Source organism: Tenacibaculum sediminilitoris (assembly GCF_964513795.1).
Lineage (GTDB): Bacteria > Bacteroidota > Bacteroidia > Flavobacteriales > Flavobacteriaceae > Polaribacter > Polaribacter sediminilitoris.
Genome location: NZ_CAZEQR010000047.1, coordinates 143741 through 162686 on the forward strand (window position 1 = coordinate 143741; position 18946 = coordinate 162686).

The window sequence follows — 18946 nt, forward strand, 5'->3', positions numbered from 1 at the left end:
AGAAACCTGGAAAAACCAATAAAATAGAAATGACTAGATGAGATTTCTCCTAAAGTCGAAATGACACGAAGGGAAATTTGTCGTATCTCTCCACTACACCATAGCTGTGTATTGAAATTTAATTTAGTAAGTAGTACTTTCTTTTTATAACAATTCTTACAAACAATAACACCTAAAAAATAAAGGGTAAAATATTAATATTTTACCCTTTATTTTTTATAACGGTATATTCCCATGTTTTCTATTAGGTCGTTCTACCTTTTTACCCTCTAACATGGCAAAGGCTTTAATCAATTTTCTACGGGTGTCTTGTGGTAAAATAACCTCATCTATAAATCCGCGTGCTGCTGCTCGGTACGGATTCGCAAATTTATCGGCATACTCCGCTTCCTTTTCAGCTAGTTTCGCTTCGTGATCGTCAGCTTCGGCAATTTCCTTTTTAAAGATAATTTCACTCGCTCCTTTCGCTCCCATGACCGCAATTTCTGCACTAGGCCACGCAAAGTTCATATCGGCACCAATATGTTTTGAGTTCATTACGTCATACGCTCCACCATAAGCTTTACGGGTAATCACACTAACTCTTGGCACGGTAGCTTCACTCAACGCATACAATAATTTTGCTCCGTTAGTAATAATGGCATTCCACTCTTGGTCGGTTCCTGGTAAGAATCCAGGTACATCTACTAATACCAATAACGGAATATTAAAACAATCACAAAAACGGGTAAAACGTGCTGCTTTTTTAGAACTGTTTACATCCAAACACCCTGCTAAACTCATCGGTTGGTTGGCTACAATCCCAACACTTCTTCCTCCTAAACGTGCAAATCCAACTACGATATTATCCGCATAATCTTTATGGATTTCAAAAAACGAATCAGCATCAGCAATACCGTCAATCACCGCACGCATATCGTATGGTTTGTTTGCATTATCTGGAACGATATTCGCTAACTCTTCACGGAATTCATCCCCTAATTCAAATGGTAATTTCTGCGTAGTTTCCTGATTGTTCTGTGGCATATAACTCAACAATGTTTTGATATCCTCCAAACATTGTACATCGTTCGCAGCCGTTAAATGTGTTACACCCGATTTGGTTGCATGGGTGCTTGCGCCTCCTAGCTCTTCCGAAGTCACTTCTTCATTCGTTACTGTTTTTACTACGTTAGGTCCCGTAACAAACATATAACTGGTATTTTCTACCATAATGGTAAAATCGGTCATCGCCGGTGAGTATACCGCACCTCCGGCACAAGGTCCCATAATTGCAGAGATTTGTGGAATGACTCCTGATGCTTGTACATTTCTGTAAAAAATATCGGCATAACCACCTAACGAACGTACTCCTTCTTGTATACGTGCTCCACCAGAATCATTCAACCCGATTAAAGGTGCGCCTACTTTCACTGCTAAATCCATAATCTTACAGATTTTTTCGGCATGGGTTTCCGATAACGAACCTCCAAATACCGTAAAATCTTGTGCAAACACATATACCAAGCGTCCGTTTACCGTTCCGTATCCTGTTACCACTCCGTCACCATAAAATTGCTGATTTTCCATTCCGAAATCGGTCGTTCTATGGGTTACTAAAATACCTACCTCTTCAAAAGAACCTTCATCTAAGAAATAATTGATACGCTCACGAGCGGTCAATTTTCCTTTTTGATGATGACGGTCGATGCGTTGTTGTCCGCCTCCTAACTTTGCTTCGGTAATTTTATGTTGTAATTCTTCTATTTTAGATTTCATCTATATTCTTTTTTTGGGCGTTCCCCAAGGGTCGGGCTTTCCGCTATATCTTTTTTTGTGAGTCATTGCGAAGCAACTAACTATTTGCTGTGGCTATCTCTTAAATTGATGAGATTACTTCGTTTCACTCGTAATGACAGATTTACTAACACAAAAAAGGATGCCGCTGCAATCCCTAACGCACATTATGTATTAACAAGTTTTTAAAATACGTTGCTCTTTTAAATACTGCTGTAAGGCTACTTGTGCAGCAATCTTTGCTTCCTTCTCATATCCTGCTTCTAACAACTCAGGTGTATAATACTTCTTTACAAAATGAGTATCGAAATTACCTGAGGTGAAAGCTTCGTGTTCACATACAAACTTTCCAAACGGCAACGTAGTTTCTATTCCTTTTACCTTATAATTACTAATCGCTTGTTTCATTAACTCAATAGCTTCTTCACGCGTATTTCCGTAGGTAATCAATTTAGAAATCATCGGATCGTAATAAATAGGAATCTCCATGCCTTCTTCAAAACCATCATCTACACGAATATTTTCTCCTTTCGGATGTTGGTAAACCTCCAACACTCCAATACTCGGTGCAAAATTATCTAACGAATCTTCAGCATATACACGTAACTCTAGCGCGTGTCCGCTAATTTGTAAGTCTTCTTGCGTGAATGATAGCTCCTCTCCTCTTGCTATTTTTATTTGCTGCTCTACCAAGTCTACTCCCGTAATAAGTTCGGTTACTGGATGCTCTACCTGTAAACGTGTGTTCATTTCTAAAAAGTAGAAGTTTTTATTTTCATCTAATAAGAACTCCACCGTTCCTGCTCCTAAATAATCACACGCTTTCGCAACTCTTACGGCTGCGGCTCCCATAGCTTCTCTAATCTCTGGAGTTAATACACTTGATGGTGCTTCTTCTACTACTTTTTGGTGGCGACGTTGTACCGAACATTCACGTTCAAATAAATGTACTACGTTTCCGTGAGCATCTGCTAATATTTGGATTTCGATATGACGTGGTGAGCCTACATACTTTTCTATAAACACCGAACCATCTCCAAAAGAAGATTCTGCTTCTGAAATGGCACGTTGCATTTGTTCTTTTATATCTGCTTCTTTTTCAACAACACGCATTCCTTTTCCTCCACCACCTGCTGAGGCTTTAATTAAAATCGGATACCCAATTTCATTCGCTACTTTCGATGCATATGCTACATCGGTTACTGCTTCATCAATACCCGGAACCATCGGAATATCATAGGCTTTCACTGCATCTTTTGCAGCCAATTTGCTTCCCATCACTTCAATCGCATGGGTTTTCGGTCCTATAAATACAATTCCTGATTTTGCTACGGCTTCTCCAAAGGCTGCATTTTCACTTAAGAATCCGTATCCTGGGTGAATTCCGTCTACGTGTAATTCCTTCGCTACTTCAATAATTTTATTTCCTAGTAAATACGATTGATTAGAAGGTGCAGGACCAATACATACTGCTTCGTCTGCAAAAGTTACATGTGGTGAATTTCTATCTGCTTCCGAATAAACAGCTACGGTTTTAATTCCCATCTTTTTTGCAGTACGCATTACACGCAAGGCAATTTCTCCTCTGTTTGCTACTAATATCTTTTTCATCTTATTCCATTTCTATTAAAACCGTATTCTTTTCTACTTTATCACCTGCTTGTATCGCTACCGATTTTACCACTCCGTCTCTTGGTGCTTGTAAGGTATTCTCCATTTTCATGGCTTCTAACACCAAAATTCCATCTCCTTCTTTTACTTCTTGACCAATTTCAACATCAACAGAAACAATTAACCCAGGCATTGGTGCCTTGATATCGTTTTCTTTTTTCTCCGTTGCTACTTCTAACCCTAATTCATCAATCAACATATCTAATTCATCAGCAATATTTACCTCGTAAGTATTTCCGTTGATTTGAATGGTATATGTTTTTTTGTTGAAATTTGTTTGAAGTATGGTAGCTTGATACGATTGGTTACCCTCAAGTACGTGGTAGTTATTTTTTGATTTTTCTACTATATCAAGCGCCTCTATTTGCGCTTCAGTAAAGTCAAAATCATGCATTTTATTAACGCTCGTTTTAAAAGATTTACTCATAAATATCTGATATTTTCACCACTAAAATATTAAAATTACGATGGAATACATGAGTTAAATCTATAAATTGATTAGAATGTTTTTTTCCTTTCTTAATTACTTCCTATTCATTTACAAGCAACCCTAGAAAAACCTGCTATTTATCGCTCTTAATTCATATTTCATATATACCTTTGCATTGTTCTCATAAAGGGGTGCCTTTTTGAGTTATTAGTGTTTAGTGAATAGTTGTTAGCTAACTTCAAATTCAACATTTATAACTTATAATTAAAAGTAGGCTGAGATCATACCCAACGAACCTAGAACAGGTAATGCTGTTTAGGGAGGCGATAATCGCCATTTGGAAACCAATTATTACGAGAAACTTGTTTATTGATGAAAAGATTACTTCGTCGTAAACTCCTCGTAATGACAAATTTTAATTATTCAATGTTTAACTAAAGAATAATTACCTCTTTTTATTCGATTTTGTTTTTTATAAAATGAGACCGATGTCTTTTAAACTCCAATCACAATTTATACAAGTAAAAGTCGTAGCTTTTTTACTCGTATTATTTACAACGTTAACAGCAAATGCACAAATGGTTACTTTATCAGGAAAAGTAATTGATGCTAGCAAAAAGCCTTTAGTAGGTGCTACCGTTACTATTGTCACTCTAAACAAAGGAACTGCTACCGATTTTAATGGTGATTTTAAATTAAATCTATTAAAAGGAACTTATGTTTTTAAAGTTTCTCACGTTGGTTTTGAGCCACTTTTACAGGAGGTTATTATAACCAAAAATCAACAGTTTACATTTCAGTTAACTTCTGATGAAGCCATTTTAGATGAAGTATTGGTTTCTGCGGTTCGTGTAAAAGCGGATGCGCCCGTAACGCACTCTAATCTTAGCAAACAAGAAATTGAAAAACGTAATTTAGGGCAAGATATTCCTGTGTTATTAAACTATTTGCCTTCGGTAACATCTTCGTCAGATGCGGGTGCTGGTATTGGGTATACTTATATTCGTGTACGTGGTTCAGATGCTACTCGTGTAAATGTTACGATTAACGGAATTCCGTATAACGATGCTGAAAGTCAGGGAACTTTTTGGGTTAATATGGGCGATTTTGCTTCGTCTACACAAAGTTTACAATTACAGCGCGGTGTAGGTACTTCTACTAATGGTTCGGGAGCTTTTGGTGCTAGTTTAAATATTTTAACCGATGCTGTTTCGGAAGAAGCTGGTGGAGAAATTTCAAACGCTTTTGGTTCGTACGGAACAAGAAAGCACACCGTAAAATTTACTACTGGAAAATTAAATAATGGGTTTGAATTTGCTGGACGTTTATCTAACATTTACTCTGATGGTTACGTTGATAGAGCTTTCACCGATTTAAAATCGTATTTCTTACAAGGTAGCTATACCGATGACAATACGTTGATTAAAGCCTTAGTTTTTGGAGGTAAAGAAAGAACCTATCAAGCTTGGTACGGATTGACTCCTGAGGAACTAAAAGAAAATCGTCGTCAAAATCCGTATACCTACGATAATGAAACTGATAATTATTGGCAAGATCATTATCAATTACACTGGAATGAAAAACTTTCTGAAAATTGGTCTACCAACATAGGTTTAAATTATACTCGTGGTAAAGGGTATTACGAGCAATTTAAAGGTGAAAGCGATGCTGCCGATTACGATGGTTTAATTGTTGATGGAAGCGATGTTATTGTTAGAAGATGGTTAGACAACCATTTTTATATTGCTAATGGGAATGCTACTTACAAAAATGACAAGTTAGAAGTTATTTCAGGGGTTTCGTACAGTACCTATAATAACGACCATTATGGAGAAATTATTTGGGGAAGTGATTTAGCTCCGAATACCAACATTAATGATCATTATTATGATAGTACTTCTGAAAAAACAGATTTGAGTATTTTCTCAAAAGCTACGTTTAGTCTTTCTGAGCAATTTAAAGCTTTTGTTGATGTACAAGGAAGGTTTGTAAACTATCAGACGAAAGGGCTAACATCTGATAGAGTTCCTATTGATGTTGATAAAGATTATAACTTCTTTAATCCTAAGTTTGGGCTTACCTATACCATAAACGATGAGCATAGTTTATATGCTTCGTACGCTAAAGCGAACAGAGAACCTAATAGAAATGATTTTGAAGGTGGTAATTCTCAACACGAAAGCTTAGATGATTATGAATTAGGTTGGCGTTTGGCTAATAAAACAGTTCGATTAAATACCAATGTGTATTATATGGATTATCAAAACCAATTGATTCTTACGGGTGCTATTGATCAAAACACAGGAGAACCTTTACGTGCTTCTAGTGGTAGCAGTTATCGTTTAGGATTAGAAATTGATGCAGATATTACCTTATCTGAACAAGTATCTATGCGTCCTAACATTGCTTTTAGTAAAAATATTAATAAGGATTACAATGCTGAAATTAATGGGGAATTACAAAATTTAGGAGATACTCCTATTACTTTTTCTCCTGATATTATTTTTGGAAATGCATTGGTGTATCAACCAGTTAACAATGTACAAATCGCATTCTTATCTAAATATGTTGGAAAACAATTTATGAGTAACCTAGATAGTAATGTATCTGATTTAGATGTTCTAAAAGGATTTTTTACAAGTGATTTAAATATTGTGTACGAAATTAAAACTAAGAAGATTTTTAAATCGATTGTACTTACCGGATTGGTAAACAACATTTTTAATAAAGAATATGTTGACAGAGGTTACTATTACACGTATGACGATACTTGGTCCAATCCTGGAACGACAACCACTCTTGACGGCGCTGGATACTATCCGCAAGCTACTAGAAACTTTTTAGTGAGTGCAACTTTCAAATTTTAAGTGGAAAAAAGCTAGAAAAACAAAAAACCGAGACAAATTGTCTCGGTTTTTTTTTATGGAATAATCTTTACTATTTTTACCCTATAAAAAACAAATCGCTTACTTGAAATATAAATCATGGAAAGAGATTTACATCTTTAAACTAATTCACACCATTTTAAACTTATGAGGAAGCTTTTTTTTATCCTTGGTTTTTTAACTTCATTAAATTCTTATAGTCAAACTACTGAAAAAATTTATTATAAAGATATTGTTGACAATTGTATTGAAGATTTAAATAAACAAATAAATCAAGCTTGGAAAGACAAAGAAAATAAAAAAGCTATAAAATTATTTGATTCACTTGTAAACAATTGCATCAAGGGAAAGTATTTATCGAACTACGATTTTAAAACTATAAAAAATAAAACTATAAGTACTGGTAAAATTAACACTCCAATTGTTCTTCTAACTTCAGCTAATTGGTGTGGCCCTTGTTGGGGAGAAATTCCAACTTTAAACAAGCTAGCCCAAAAATATGATGGTCAAATTGAGTTTATTGTTCTTTTCTGGAATAAAAAGAAAGACTTGAGAAAAATGGCTTCAAAATATGACAAAAGAATTCACTTAATCCCTTCAAAAACTGAACCTCTTGACAAATCATCTATACTGATTAATGGATTCAATCATAAACTTGATTATCCTGCTGCTTATTTAATTGATGAACACAAAAAAATTCTTGACATGACTAGAGGAGCAGCATTCCCTAATAAAAACATGGGGTGGGGTAAAGTCAACAAAATAAATGAAAAAAAACTAACAGAATTTATTAAACCAGTAACTAAAAGTTTTATAAGCGTAATCCAGAAATAAGAAAACCGAGCATTTGCTCGGTTTTTTCTTTATTCTTTATTTTTCTCTGTCCATTCTAAATAGCCTCCTAAAACATTATAAGCTTCATAACCTTTTTTGGCTAGAAGTTCGGTAGCTTTTTTACTTCTACCTCCTGAGCGACAGTAAATATATACAGGTTGTGTTTTGTCTAACTTTTCTAAAACCTTTCCTTCAAAATCATCACCTGTAATATCTATTTTAATTGGAGTTTTAATAACTCCTCCAGCCCACTCTTCTGGGGTTCTAACATCTAATAACTGTACATTATCTTCGTTTTCTAAAACTACTTGTAAATCTTCTACTGTGATATCTTTTGCCTCATTGGTTTGTGGCTTACACGACAATACCACCGCTAAAAATAAACTTACTAAAAAAATACCTTTATTCATTTTTTACTTATTTTAAAGTTGATGGACATACCGTTGCTGTTCTTGGAATATCAGTTTCTTTAATCGCTTTATATCCTCCAGCAACATCAATTATATTATGGAATCCTCTAGCTTTTAAAATAGACGCTGCAATTACTGAGCGGTATCCACCAGCACAGTGTACATAAAAATCTTCCTTCGTTGGAAACTCTTCTACATGTTCATTTAAAAAGTCTAATGGTGTATTTGATACATCTACAATATGCTCATTGCCATATTCTCCTGGTTTTCTAACATCAAAAACAGGTGCTTCTTTTGTTATTGCTTCTGCTAAAACATTTGCAGAAACAGAACGTAACGTGTCTACTTCTTTTCCTGCTTCTTTCCAAGCTGCAAAGCTTCCATCTAAATAACCTAACACGTTATCAAAACCAACACGAGATAAGCGTGTAATAGTGGTTTCTTCTTCTCCTTCTGGAGTAACTAATAAAATTGGTTGTGTAACATCTTTAATCAATGCCCCTACCCATGGAGCAAATGTTCCTCCTAAACCAATAAAAATTGATTGTGGAATAAATCCTTTAATAAATTCTGATTGATGACGTACATCTAAAATCAACGCATCTGTTTCGTTTGCTATTTTTTCAAAATCTGTTACTGATAGAGCTGTTGCTCCACTTTTGATAACTTCATCGATAGATTGATACCCTTCCTTATTCATTTTTACATTTAAAGGAAAATATTCAGGTGGAGGTAGTAATCCGTCAGTTACTTCTTTAACAAACTCTTCTTTAGTCATGTCTGCACGCAATGCGTAATTGGTTTTCTTTTGATCGCCAATTGTACCTACTGTTTCTTTGCTTAAGTTTTTACCACAAGCCGATCCTGCACCGTGCGCTGGATATACAATTACATCATCAGCCAAAGTCATAATCTTAGTACGTAAACTATCGTACAGCAATCCTGCTAATTCTTCTTGTGTTAGATTTGCTGCTTTCTGTGCTAAATCTGGACGACCTACATCTCCTAAAAACAGGGTGTCTCCACTAAAAACTGCATGGTTCTTCCCATCTGCATCTTTTAATAAATACGAGGTACTCTCCATAGTATGCCCTGGTGTGTGTAGTGCTGTAATGGTAATATTTCCCAAAGTAAAAACCTCTCCATCTGATGCAATATGTGCTTCATAATTTGTTTTTGCTGTTGGTCCGTATACAATTGTTGCTCCTGTTTTTTCGGCCAGCGTAACATGACCACTTACGAAATCTGCATGAAAATGTGTTTCAAAAATATATTTAATTGTAGCCCCTTGTTTTTTAGCTCTATTTATATAAGGGTCTACTTCACGTAAAGGATCAATAATTGCTACTTCTCCATTACTTTCAATATAATATGCTCCTTGTGCTAAACAACCTGTATATATTTGCTCTATCTTCATAATATTATTAATTATTTATACGCTTGGTGTATATACTGTGCGTATTTTTTTTGATTTTGATTATCTCCTGTTTTATAATAATTTACAGCTCCATTGGCTCTCATAAAAAAGTGATCTAGACATACTACGTCTAGTAAACCTCCTCTAAAAAAGGCATCTCTTACAGGCCCTTTTACACCTGCAAAGTAAAACTGAATATTGTGCTTATTAAAGTAAAGAATACGTTCTTTTAACATTTCTATTCCTGTGCTATCAACTCTATTAATACTCTCTGCATCTAATACAATCAATTTTAATGCCTTCCCTTTTTCTTCTGTCATTTCGTCTAACTTATCTCTAAAATAGTTTGAATTGGCATAAAACAACTGTGCATCAAAACGAAATACTAATATTTCTTCATCTAAAATAACTTCCTTAAATCTATTCTTATTACGATAAAAATCTGAATTTGGCACTTTTCCTAACTCAACTACATAGGGCCTTGAGGTTCTAAAAATCAAAACGATTAATGATAAAGCTACTCCAGTTAAAATTCCGTATTCAATTCCTAAAAAAATTGTTGCTAAAAAAGTAGCTAGTAGTAACCAAAAGTCTAAATTATTAGCTCTCCATAACCTTTTTGCTTCTCTTACATTTATTAAATTAAAAACTGCTACAATAATAATTGCTGATAAAATAGTTTTTGGTAAATGATAAAATACTGGTGTTAAAAAAAGTAACGTAAATACCACTAAAATTGCAGAAACTATAGCAGAAACTCCTGTAGTTCCTCCAGATTCTTGGTTAATCGCCGAACGTGAAAAACTTGATGCCGATGGATATGATTGAAATAGTGACCCTATCATATTACTTAACCCTAAGGCTACTAATTCTTGGTTTGGTCTTACTCTGTACTCATCTTGTTTGGCTTCTAACGTTTTCCCTATAGAAATGGTTTCTAAATACCCTACCATAACTAATGTTGCTGCTATTGGTATTAATTCTCGTATTAATGCTACATCAATAACTGGAATTGAAAACTTAGGTAATCCTGAAGGTATATCTTTTACAATGGCTACGTCTGCCAATTGATTTCCGAAAAAGCGCATTGTTATGATTCCTAATACGACTACGATTAAAGCATTTGGTATTTTTCTATTAATTTTTCTAAAAACAATTATAACTAAACATGCTATTAAGCCTATGATTGTTGTATTCGTTTTTAAATATTTTAGTTTTCCAAATACATCTTCAAGAAGTACATAAATTTGATCACTTTGTACAAACTCAACACCAAATAAGTTTCTAAATTGATTTAATCCAATAATTAAAGCTACTGCCGATGTAAACCCTGTAATTACTGGTCTTGATAAAAAATTAACAATAAAGCCTAAACGGAAAATCCCCATTAAAAACTGAATAGTTCCTACGACTAATGCGAGTAGTATTGCTATAGCTATATAACTTTCTGAGCCTGTAAGTGCTAAGGTAGAAACTCCTGTTGCTACAATTAACGAATCCATAGCTACTGGTCCAATTGCTACTTGACGTGATGTACCAAATATGGCATATAGTAGCTGTGGCATTAATGCAGCATACAACCCATATATTGGGGGTAATCCTGCTATTAACGCATAGGCTATACCTTGTGGAATTAATACAATGGCTACGGTTATACCTGCAACAACATCTCCTCTTAGTTGTGATTTTTTATAGTTAGGTAACCATTCTAATATGGGTATGAGTTTTTTTAATAGCTTCATTTTAAAAGAGCTCTCCTTGACTAGTTCCTTTAATTCTTCCTAAATGCTTATAAGCCAAATCGGTTACTTCTCTTCCTCTTGGCGTGCGCATTATAAATCCTTGTTGGATTAAAAAGGGTTCGTATACCTCTTCTATGGTCTCAGCGTTTTCAGCTACTGCTGTGGCTAAGGTGGTTATTCCAACTGGACCTCCTTTAAATTTATCTATAATAGTGGATAAAATTTTGTTGTCCATTTCATCTAAACCATGAGCGTCTACATTTAATGCTTTTAAAGCATATTGTGCAATTTCTATAGTAATAGTTCCATCCCCTTTTATTTGTGCAAAATCACGTACTCTACGTAGTAATGCATTCGCTATACGAGGGGTACCTCTACTTCTTCCTGCAATTTCAATCGCTGCTTCCATAGAAATAGGAACCTTCAAAATATAGGCGCTTCGTTGTATAATCGTGGTTAACAATTCTGTTGAGTAGTAATGTAACCTGCTACTAATACCAAAACGGGCTCGCATTGGGGCAGTTAACAATCCTGAACGTGTTGTTGCTCCTATTAACGTAAATGGTTCTAAGTTGATTTGAACAGTACGTGCATTTGGCCCAGACTCAATCATGATATCAATTTTGTAGTCTTCCATTGCCGAATACAAGTATTCTTCTACTATAGGGCTTAATCGGTGTATTTCATCTATGAACAGCACATCTCTTTCGTCTAAGTTCGTAAGTAAACCTGCTAAGTCTCCTGGCTTGTCTAGTACTGGACCTGAGGTAACTTTAATACCTACCCCTAATTCACTCGCTAAGATATGTGCTAAAGTGGTTTTTCCTAAACCAGGAGGTCCATGAAACAAGGTATGGTCAAGCGCTTCATCTCGTTGGTTTGCTGCCTCTACAAAAATCTTTAAATTATCTATTGCTTGTTCTTGACCAGAAAAATCATCAAAGGAAAGTGGACGCAGTTTTTTTTCTACATCTAATTCTTCATTTGAGAAATTTGTATTTTCAGGGTTTAGGTTTTCGTTCATATTATTGCAAATATAATCGAAATGTAATGTTTGTTATGTAACTTTTATAACATAACTATTTTTTACCTTATATAAGCAGGTAATCGTTGAGGTTTTACCCTTATTGTTAAATTTTAGGTTGTTTTTTAACTTCAAAAATATTTTTTTAAATGAGCTTCTAAATATTTTTGATTTCTAGTAAAGCAGATTGTTTTTCTACTTAACCTTTTTAGGTGTGTTCTTAAATTTAAATTCATTCTCTTAATTCTGTTTGTAGAATACTGAAATCGTTTATGAATTTATTTGGGAGTTAAACTTGGGTACATTATTCAATCTATCTGTATAATTTTTCTTTTGATTTTATAGCAAAACTTTATCAAAAACTGACTTCAAATTTTCTGTATTTCTACTATTAATTATAAAATCGATAACATTTTTAGTCTTTTCCTCAATAGCATAAATTACCAATTCTGTTTTACCATTTGCTATTTTCATAAATAGCTCATCTACCTCAAATTTACAGCCAAACTTATTAAAACATGGAACTTTGATTTGTTTACTAAATTTTCAGTATTCTTGATAAAACTGTTTTAGGGCAAATATTCAATATCCTTCCTACACTTCTAATTTCACATCCTTCTTTCAACATATCTTTAATTAAATTGTCTACTTCAGATTTATAGGCTTGATGACTATATATGTTGATTGAAAATACTTTTTTATCAGTCAAAATCAAAAACTCCATTTTGACCCATTACCTGTGATTGGAGCATAAAATGCATGTCTAAATCGGTAAGGGTGTCGGAAAAAGAGTATAAGTTTTGTTTTTTAGAGAGTAATTTATCGATTACTGTTACTGCTTTTTTAAAACGGGTTTCTTTTCCGCCTTTTAATAATACGTACGGACGGTTGTGTTTTTTCAAGGCATTTTCAAACGCTTTGAACATTTCCAAACGTTGCTCGGGTCGGTCGCGCAAATCATCGGCTTCCCAAGGTGTATCAATATAGGTTAAAAAATACATGTCGTAGGTGTTTGCAATGGCTGCTTTATCTAATTTCGGATCTACAAATCCACCATAATACTCTTCAGAATATACTTTTGTTTCTAACAAATCGGTATCACAGATGAGTACTTTATCGGCTTTTTTAGCCAATTCATTTTCTAAACCAATTTGTCCTTCAGCAATCGGAATTAAATCGTCCTGCTCACAAGTTTTACGTTCGTTGTTCCACTTATCTTGTAAGTATTCACGAGCAAATTCAGGAGCCCAAACGGTATTATAATGACGTGCTAACTGACCTGAAAGGGTTGTTTTTCCTGTGCTTTCAGGTCCAAATAAAACCACCTTTACAAGGTTAATAGGTTGTTGTGTAAGTGCTTTTTCCATGCTAAATATCCTGCTATTGCTATAAAGATAAATAATAAATATTGAAAACTGGTAAAGGTAAATCCTTTGTAAAAGTAAAGCGGAACGGAGATAATATCACCAATAATCCAATAAATCCAGTTTTCTATTTTTCGTTTTGCCATGAGCCACATTCCTACAAAGAAAATGGCAGTGGTAACGGTATCTACATAAGCTGTCCAGCTCGTCCATTTATCAAAAAATGTATAAACAGCGTAGACAAAAACTAAGGTAGCTACAAATATGGCTGCACTTTGTTTTTTTTCTTTGAGCGTGGTTCTAGAAATAGGAGTTACATGTGTAGCGTCTACTTTACGTGTCCAGATATAACAACCGTATACACTCATAATAAAATAGTAACCGTTAATCATCATATCACCTAACAGCTCCCATTTTAATAATAGGTACACAAAAATAGCAGTGCTTATCATCCCCGTAGGGAATACCCAAATTTTATTCTGTTTTGAATACCAAACGGATAAAAAACCAAAGATAACGGCGATAATTTCTAGCCAAACATCAGTAGGATTGTAATCAGCATACTGCCCAAAAAGAAAATCAAAAAGTTGGCTCATAATCGCTACGATCGGTTTTTACTATTTTCATGAATAGCAATCCGTTGTCAATCAATTCAAAGGCATTTTTCAATTCAGAAGTAACCAAACTCATCACGATATCATAATCACCATACACCTGTGTGCTTAACGGATTTTCTAATACAGTCAATTCCGAGGCTCTTAGTTTTTTGATGAAATTGATAATGGGTTCTTCAAATTCGTTTTGAAGCGGACTTAAGGTCAATTCTACGGATATTTTCATTGTTGTTCCTTATTAGAAAGATACAAAGTTACTAAAGTTAAGTTGTTGTTGTGTGGAAAAGGTTTTTGGGAGTTTTTTTGGGGTTGTAGAATTTAAAGATGCAGAGTTTCAAAGTTGTGAGGTTTTGGAGTTTCAGAGTAGGTGTTTTTTTAACAAGCACACACGCAGGTAAAACCTTCCATTTCTAAAAAGTGGATATCGTATTCCAAAGTTTGTCCTTCGTATAAGATTTTTCCTGTAGTTACATTTGTTTCAAAAGAGAAATCTTCAATATAAATATGCTCTAAAAAGTGCAATTTTTTCTTTCCGTATATTTTATACAGGCTTTCTTTGGCTCCCCAAACAATGGTTAATTTACTTACCAAGGCATCGTGGTTGGCAATAGATTTGTATTCTTCTATGGGAGTAAACTTGTGTGCGATTTTTATAATTTTATCGCGCTGCATTTCAATATCTATCCCCACAGGTTGCGTATCAGAAATAATAATTGCTGAAAAGGTAAATGAATGAGTGATTGAAATAAATTTGCCGTCTTTTAAGTGTGGTTTTCCGTAGCCATCGTACAGTAAATCATCATCGGTATAACCAACTTCTTTTAGTAAATGACGTACGCTCATAAAACCTCTTTGGTGTAAATCGGACTTCATGCCATTTACTCTTTGTTGATTTCCTTTTGTTAAAGAAACGCCGCTAGAAAGTTGTTCAAAAGATTCTTCAATCTTCCAAATCAATGCTTTAGCATGGTTGTTTACCGTTAATGTTTTGTAAAGAGGCATATTTTAGAAAGTTATTTCGTAATTTCGCGACTCAAATTTAAGATATATAAATATATAAAAATATGAGTACAAAAACTGCAACATATGTTCCTTACAAAGTTAAAGATATTTCTTTAGCTGATTGGGGAAGAAAAGAGATTGAATTGGCAGAAGCTGAAATGCCAGGGTTAATGAGTTTACGCGAAGAGTACAAAGATGAGCAACCTTTAAAGGGAGCAAGAATTGCAGGATGTTTACACATGACGATTCAAACTGCGGTTTTAATTGAAACATTACAGGCTTTAGGTGCTGAGGTTACTTGGAGTTCTTGTAATATTTTCTCTACGCAAGATCAAGCTGCTGCTGCTATTGCTGCTGCTGGAACGCCTGTTTATGCTTGGAAAGGTATGAACGATGAAGAGTTTGATTGGTGTATTGAGCAAACGTTATTCTTTGGTGAAGATAAAAAGCCATTAAACATGATTTTAGATGATGGTGGAGATTTAACCAATATGGTATTAGATAAATATCCTGAGTTAGCGCCAGGAATTAAAGGATTGTCTGAAGAAACTACTACAGGTGTACACCGTTTATACGAGCGTATGAAAAACGGAACCTTACCAATGCCTGCTATTAATGTAAATGACTCGGTTACCAAATCGAAGTTTGATAATAAGTACGGATGTAAAGAATCGGCAGTAGATGCAATTCGTCGTGCTACCGATGTAATGTTAGCTGGTAAAAGAGTGGTAGTTTGTGGTTATGGTGATGTTGGTAAAGGTACTGCGGCATCTTTCCGTGGAGCTGGTTCTATCGTTACGGTTACGGAGATTGACCCTATTTGTGCGTTACAAGCGGCTATGGACGGTTTTGAAGTAAAGAAATTAGAAACTGTGGTAGGAAATGCTGATATCGTAATTACTACTACTGGTAATAAAGATATTGTTCGTTCTGAGCACTTCGAAGCAATGAAAGACAAAACAATCGTTTGTAATATTGGTCACTTTGATAACGAAATTCAAATGGCTTGGTTAAACGAAACGTATGGTGATACTAAGGTTGAAATTAAACCTCAAGTTGACAAGTATACGGTAAAAGGAAATGATATTATCTTACTAGCAGAAGGACGTTTAGTAAACTTAGGTTGTGCTACTGGTCACCCAAGTTTTGTAATGTCTAACTCTTTTACAAACCAAACCTTAGCACAAATCGAATTATGGAAAAATTCTGATGCGTATAAAAACGAGGTGTATATGTTACCAAAACACTTAGATGAAAAAGTAGCAAAATTACACTTAGCTAAGATTGGTGTTGAGTTAACAGAATTACGTGAAGACCAAGCGAAATATATTGGTGTAACTGTTGAAGGTCCATACAAACCAGAACATTATAGATACTAGATTATAGTTTTAAGGTTTAAGGTTTAAGGTTTGATATAAAACAGCCCTTGTATTTTTCTTGCAAGGGTTGTTTTATTTTCTTTTTTTTGCGAAAGAAAAAGAGCTATGAAAGAATTTCTTCTGTTTTAAAGTCAATTTTATCTGGCTCATACTTTTAATTTTTAAAATGAATTACAATGAGAAAGATAATTTTAGTAATTGCTATACTTGCTATTGGGGTAAATACGCAAGCGCAATCAGTGATAACAGAAACAGCTGAAGGAAACGTAGGTATAGGGACAACAACTCCAAAAAATAAGAATGAGACAGTAGCAGTACCAACTGTTTTACATGTTAAAAAAGTTAATACTTCTGGAGATGTTGAGGTAGCTAGGTTTGAAGGAGGAAATGATAGTGATAATACAGCCGCAATTGTTAGAATTAATCACTCAAATGACAGGGGACTTTATTTAAAGGGAGGAAGAAGAAATAGTGATCGTTCTTTTGGTGAGATAGGAATTATAGGGACTTCAGGAAATTTAGAAACTCCTTCTATAATAATGAATGATACTGGCGAGGTGAGTTTTACTTCTCATATTACATCTAAGAGAGCGGGTTCTAATACTTTTCTTCGATTCAACGATTATGGTTACTCAGGGTATGGAAGTGCATCAACCTTAGGTTCTGGAGCTAATATTTTATTATATGGTAAAAGTGCTTCCAGAGCTGATGTTATTGCTCTAAGAAATAGTACAGGTGAAAAAGTTACTATAAATGCTAATGGCAATGTAGGAATCGGTACAACAACTCCTGAGCAAAAATTGGATATTGTAGATGGAAGTGTTCAAGTAAGAAATGTAGCTAATGGAAGAAAAATTAAATTAGATGCAGGAAATGGAAGTATTGATTTAACCGGAGGTACTATGCAACTTAATCGATTTAGTACTAATAATATTTCTTTAGCTAGAGGAGGTGGAAATGTTGCTGTAGGTACACTTTCAGCACCAACAGGATATAAATTAGCAGTTGCAGGTAAAACCATTACAGAAGAAGTGAAAGTACAACTGCAAACCAATTGGCCCGATTATGTATTTGAAAAAGACTATAATTTACCAACACTTACTGAGGTAGAACAACATATTAAAGAAAAAGGGCATTTAGAAAATATACCGAGTGCCAAAGAAGTTAAGAAAAACGGTTTTTATTTAGGTGAGATGGATGCTAAATTATTGCAGAAAATAGAAGAATTAACCTTATATACTATTCAGCAAGAAAAAGCATTACATACTAAAGATGTTAAGCTAAAGAAGCTAGAAGATGAAACAGAAAAATTAAAAGAACGATTGGCGAGAATAGAGGCTCTTCTATTAAAAAGATAACAAAAAATCCCGCAACTTAGTTGCGGGATTTTTTTATGCTGTTTATAAACGTTTTGTTTTATTCAGTAGGAATACGCTCATCAATCATTTTTAATGGCATATCTTCCATTAAACCAATTAGGTCTAATATATCTCTTACTTTTTCTTCTTCTTCAGCTTGTTCTGTTACAAACCATTGTAAAAAGATTTCAGAAGTGAAATCACCTACTTTTCTTGCGGTTTTAAATACGTGGTGAATAGATTTGGTTACTTCTATTTCTGCATCTAACGAAGCTTCAAAAATAGCTCGTAAACTTTCAAATTCATGAGCAACTTCTGTAACTGTTGGTGACAATGCACTACCGCCATTGTCGTTTACAAATTTAAAAATCTTCATCATGTGTGTTCTTTCCTCTTCTGCTTGCTTATAAAAGTATGTAGCGCTATTTCTAAGCTCTCTTTGGTCACACCACGATGCCATAGCTAAATATTTAGAAGAAGCTTGTTGCTCTATCATTATTTGGTGGTTTAGCAAATCAACTACTTCCACATCTAAAATCATATCTCTTCTTATTGCTGTTTCCATAATATTTCGTTTAGTTTTAATATAGCATAAAGATACAGATTATAAGACTCTAAAGAGAATGGAGGTTCTAATTTAAAGCTAGTCTTAGTAAAGACTTTATTACTTAAAAACTGATAAAAGAAGTTGCCTAAGCTCTATAAGTTGAGGGACATCTAAGAGTAATACATGTTTATTGTCTGCAGCAAAAAGAAGTATAAAGTTATCTCCGTTAATAATGGCTTCTAACGATTCGTAAGACGAGTGTTGTAGAACTTTTTTCCTAAAGGCTAATAGTTGACAAAAAGTAAACTCTATTACTTTATAGCCAAAATCTAGTTGGTAACAGTTTCTGCTACCACAAGATATTTTAAATGATAATTCTTCTACAAAAAAATTCATCTGGTAAATATAATTATTTTTAATTAATCTAAAGAAGAATAATTAAAAACAAAAAAGCTCGCAAGTTTGCGAGCTTTTAAGCTATAAACGTCTTTTA

At 34.2% G+C, this 18946-nt stretch carries 18 protein-coding genes and 1 pseudogene; 4 read left to right on the forward strand and 15 right to left on the reverse strand.

Going from position 1 to position 18946, the window contains the following annotated elements:
* Window positions 1–216: 216 nt before the first annotated feature.
* The 3 genes from ACKTSW_RS11095 to ACKTSW_RS11105 all read right to left on the reverse strand — a co-directional run bounded on the left by ACKTSW_RS11095 (window position 217) and on the right by ACKTSW_RS11105 (window position 3874).
* Window positions 217–1758: an acyl-CoA carboxylase subunit beta gene (locus ACKTSW_RS11095; protein ID WP_408025329.1), complete on the reverse strand. Its 1542-nt coding sequence runs from the start codon at window positions 1756–1758 to the stop codon at window positions 217–219.
* Between the two features lie 192 nt (window positions 1759–1950).
* Window positions 1951–3387, reverse strand: coding sequence for an acetyl-CoA carboxylase biotin carboxylase subunit (gene accC, locus ACKTSW_RS11100; RefSeq protein WP_408025330.1), 1437 nt, complete (start codon window positions 3385–3387; stop codon window positions 1951–1953).
* 1 nt (window position 3388) lies between these two features.
* Window positions 3389–3874, reverse strand: coding sequence for an acetyl-CoA carboxylase biotin carboxyl carrier protein subunit (locus ACKTSW_RS11105; RefSeq protein WP_408025331.1), 486 nt, complete (start codon window positions 3872–3874; stop codon window positions 3389–3391).
* A 491-nt stretch (window positions 3875–4365) separates the two neighbouring features.
* On the opposite strand from ACKTSW_RS11105, the gene ACKTSW_RS11110 reads away from it, so the two are divergent.
* Together ACKTSW_RS11110 and ACKTSW_RS11115 are read left to right on the forward strand one after the other, a co-directional pair.
* Window positions 4366–6744, forward strand: a complete 2379-nt coding sequence (locus ACKTSW_RS11110) for a TonB-dependent receptor (protein WP_408025332.1) — start codon at window positions 4366–4368, stop codon at window positions 6742–6744.
* A 165-nt stretch (window positions 6745–6909) separates the two neighbouring features.
* On the forward strand, window positions 6910–7596 hold the full coding sequence (locus tag ACKTSW_RS11115) for a TlpA family protein disulfide reductase (RefSeq protein WP_408025333.1): 687 nt from the start codon (window positions 6910–6912) through the stop codon (window positions 7594–7596).
* Window positions 7597–7625: 29 nt separating this feature from the next.
* Here the strand turns inward: ACKTSW_RS11115 and ACKTSW_RS11120 are convergent, their stop codons facing one another.
* The 10 genes and pseudogenes from ACKTSW_RS11120 to ACKTSW_RS11165 form a co-directional block, all read right to left on the reverse strand.
* Complete coding sequence (locus ACKTSW_RS11120; protein ID WP_408025334.1) at window positions 7626–8006, reverse strand: rhodanese-like domain-containing protein; 381 nt, start codon at window positions 8004–8006, stop codon at window positions 7626–7628.
* Between the two features lie 7 nt (window positions 8007–8013).
* Complete coding sequence (locus ACKTSW_RS11125; protein ID WP_408025335.1) at window positions 8014–9423, reverse strand: MBL fold metallo-hydrolase; 1410 nt, start codon at window positions 9421–9423, stop codon at window positions 8014–8016.
* An 11-nt stretch (window positions 9424–9434) separates the two neighbouring features.
* Window positions 9435–11165, reverse strand: a complete 1731-nt coding sequence (locus tag ACKTSW_RS11130; RefSeq protein WP_408025336.1) for a SulP family inorganic anion transporter — start codon at window positions 11163–11165, stop codon at window positions 9435–9437.
* Between the two features lies 1 nt (window position 11166).
* Window positions 11167–12189 carry a Holliday junction branch migration DNA helicase RuvB gene (gene ruvB / locus ACKTSW_RS11135; protein WP_408025337.1) on the reverse strand — a complete coding sequence of 341 codons (1023 nt, stop codon included), beginning with the start codon at window positions 12187–12189 and terminating at the stop codon, window positions 11167–11169.
* Window positions 12190–12320: 131 nt separating this feature from the next.
* A pseudogene (locus tag ACKTSW_RS11140) lies at window positions 12321–12443 on the reverse strand (IS1 family transposase); the annotation flags it as partial.
* An 85-nt stretch (window positions 12444–12528) separates the two neighbouring features.
* Entirely contained in the window at window positions 12529–12663 is a 135-nt protein-coding gene (locus tag ACKTSW_RS11145; protein ID WP_408025338.1) for a hypothetical protein, read from the reverse strand.
* Window positions 12664–12890: 227 nt separating this feature from the next.
* Complete coding sequence (locus ACKTSW_RS11150; RefSeq protein WP_408025339.1) at window positions 12891–13556, reverse strand: AAA family ATPase; 666 nt, start codon at window positions 13554–13556, stop codon at window positions 12891–12893.
* The gene (pnuC, locus tag ACKTSW_RS11155) at window positions 13517–14149 is read right to left on the reverse strand and encodes a nicotinamide riboside transporter PnuC (RefSeq protein ID WP_408025340.1); all 633 of its coding nucleotides are present in this window, start codon (window positions 14147–14149) and stop codon (window positions 13517–13519) included. The genes ACKTSW_RS11150 and pnuC overlap by 40 nt, the downstream gene beginning before the upstream one ends.
* Complete coding sequence (locus ACKTSW_RS11160; RefSeq protein ID WP_408025341.1) at window positions 14133–14393, reverse strand: hypothetical protein; 261 nt, start codon at window positions 14391–14393, stop codon at window positions 14133–14135. The genes pnuC and ACKTSW_RS11160 overlap by 17 nt, the downstream gene beginning before the upstream one ends.
* Window positions 14394–14542: 149 nt before the next feature.
* A complete protein-coding gene (locus ACKTSW_RS11165) occupies window positions 14543–15169 on the reverse strand; it encodes a 4'-phosphopantetheinyl transferase family protein (RefSeq protein ID WP_408025342.1) in 627 nt (208 codons plus the stop codon).
* Window positions 15170–15231: 62 nt separating this feature from the next.
* Here ACKTSW_RS11165 and ahcY point away from each other — a divergent pair, with 62 nt between their 5' ends.
* Window positions 15232–16548: an adenosylhomocysteinase gene (gene ahcY, locus ACKTSW_RS11170; protein WP_408025343.1), complete on the forward strand. Its 1317-nt coding sequence runs from the start codon at window positions 15232–15234 to the stop codon at window positions 16546–16548.
* 176 nt (window positions 16549–16724) lie between these two features.
* Window positions 16725–17906 carry a hypothetical protein gene (locus ACKTSW_RS11175; RefSeq protein WP_408025344.1) on the forward strand — a complete coding sequence of 394 codons (1182 nt, stop codon included), beginning with the start codon at window positions 16725–16727 and terminating at the stop codon, window positions 17904–17906.
* Between the two features lie 58 nt (window positions 17907–17964).
* Here ACKTSW_RS11175 and ACKTSW_RS11180 read toward each other — a convergent pair whose 3' ends face one another.
* Window positions 17965–18471 carry a ferritin gene (locus ACKTSW_RS11180; RefSeq protein WP_408025345.1) on the reverse strand — a complete coding sequence of 169 codons (507 nt, stop codon included), beginning with the start codon at window positions 18469–18471 and terminating at the stop codon, window positions 17965–17967.
* 99 nt (window positions 18472–18570) lie between these two features.
* Window positions 18571–18849, reverse strand: a complete 279-nt coding sequence (locus ACKTSW_RS11185; protein ID WP_408025346.1) for a hypothetical protein — start codon at window positions 18847–18849, stop codon at window positions 18571–18573.
* Window positions 18850–18946: the final 97 nt, after the last annotated feature.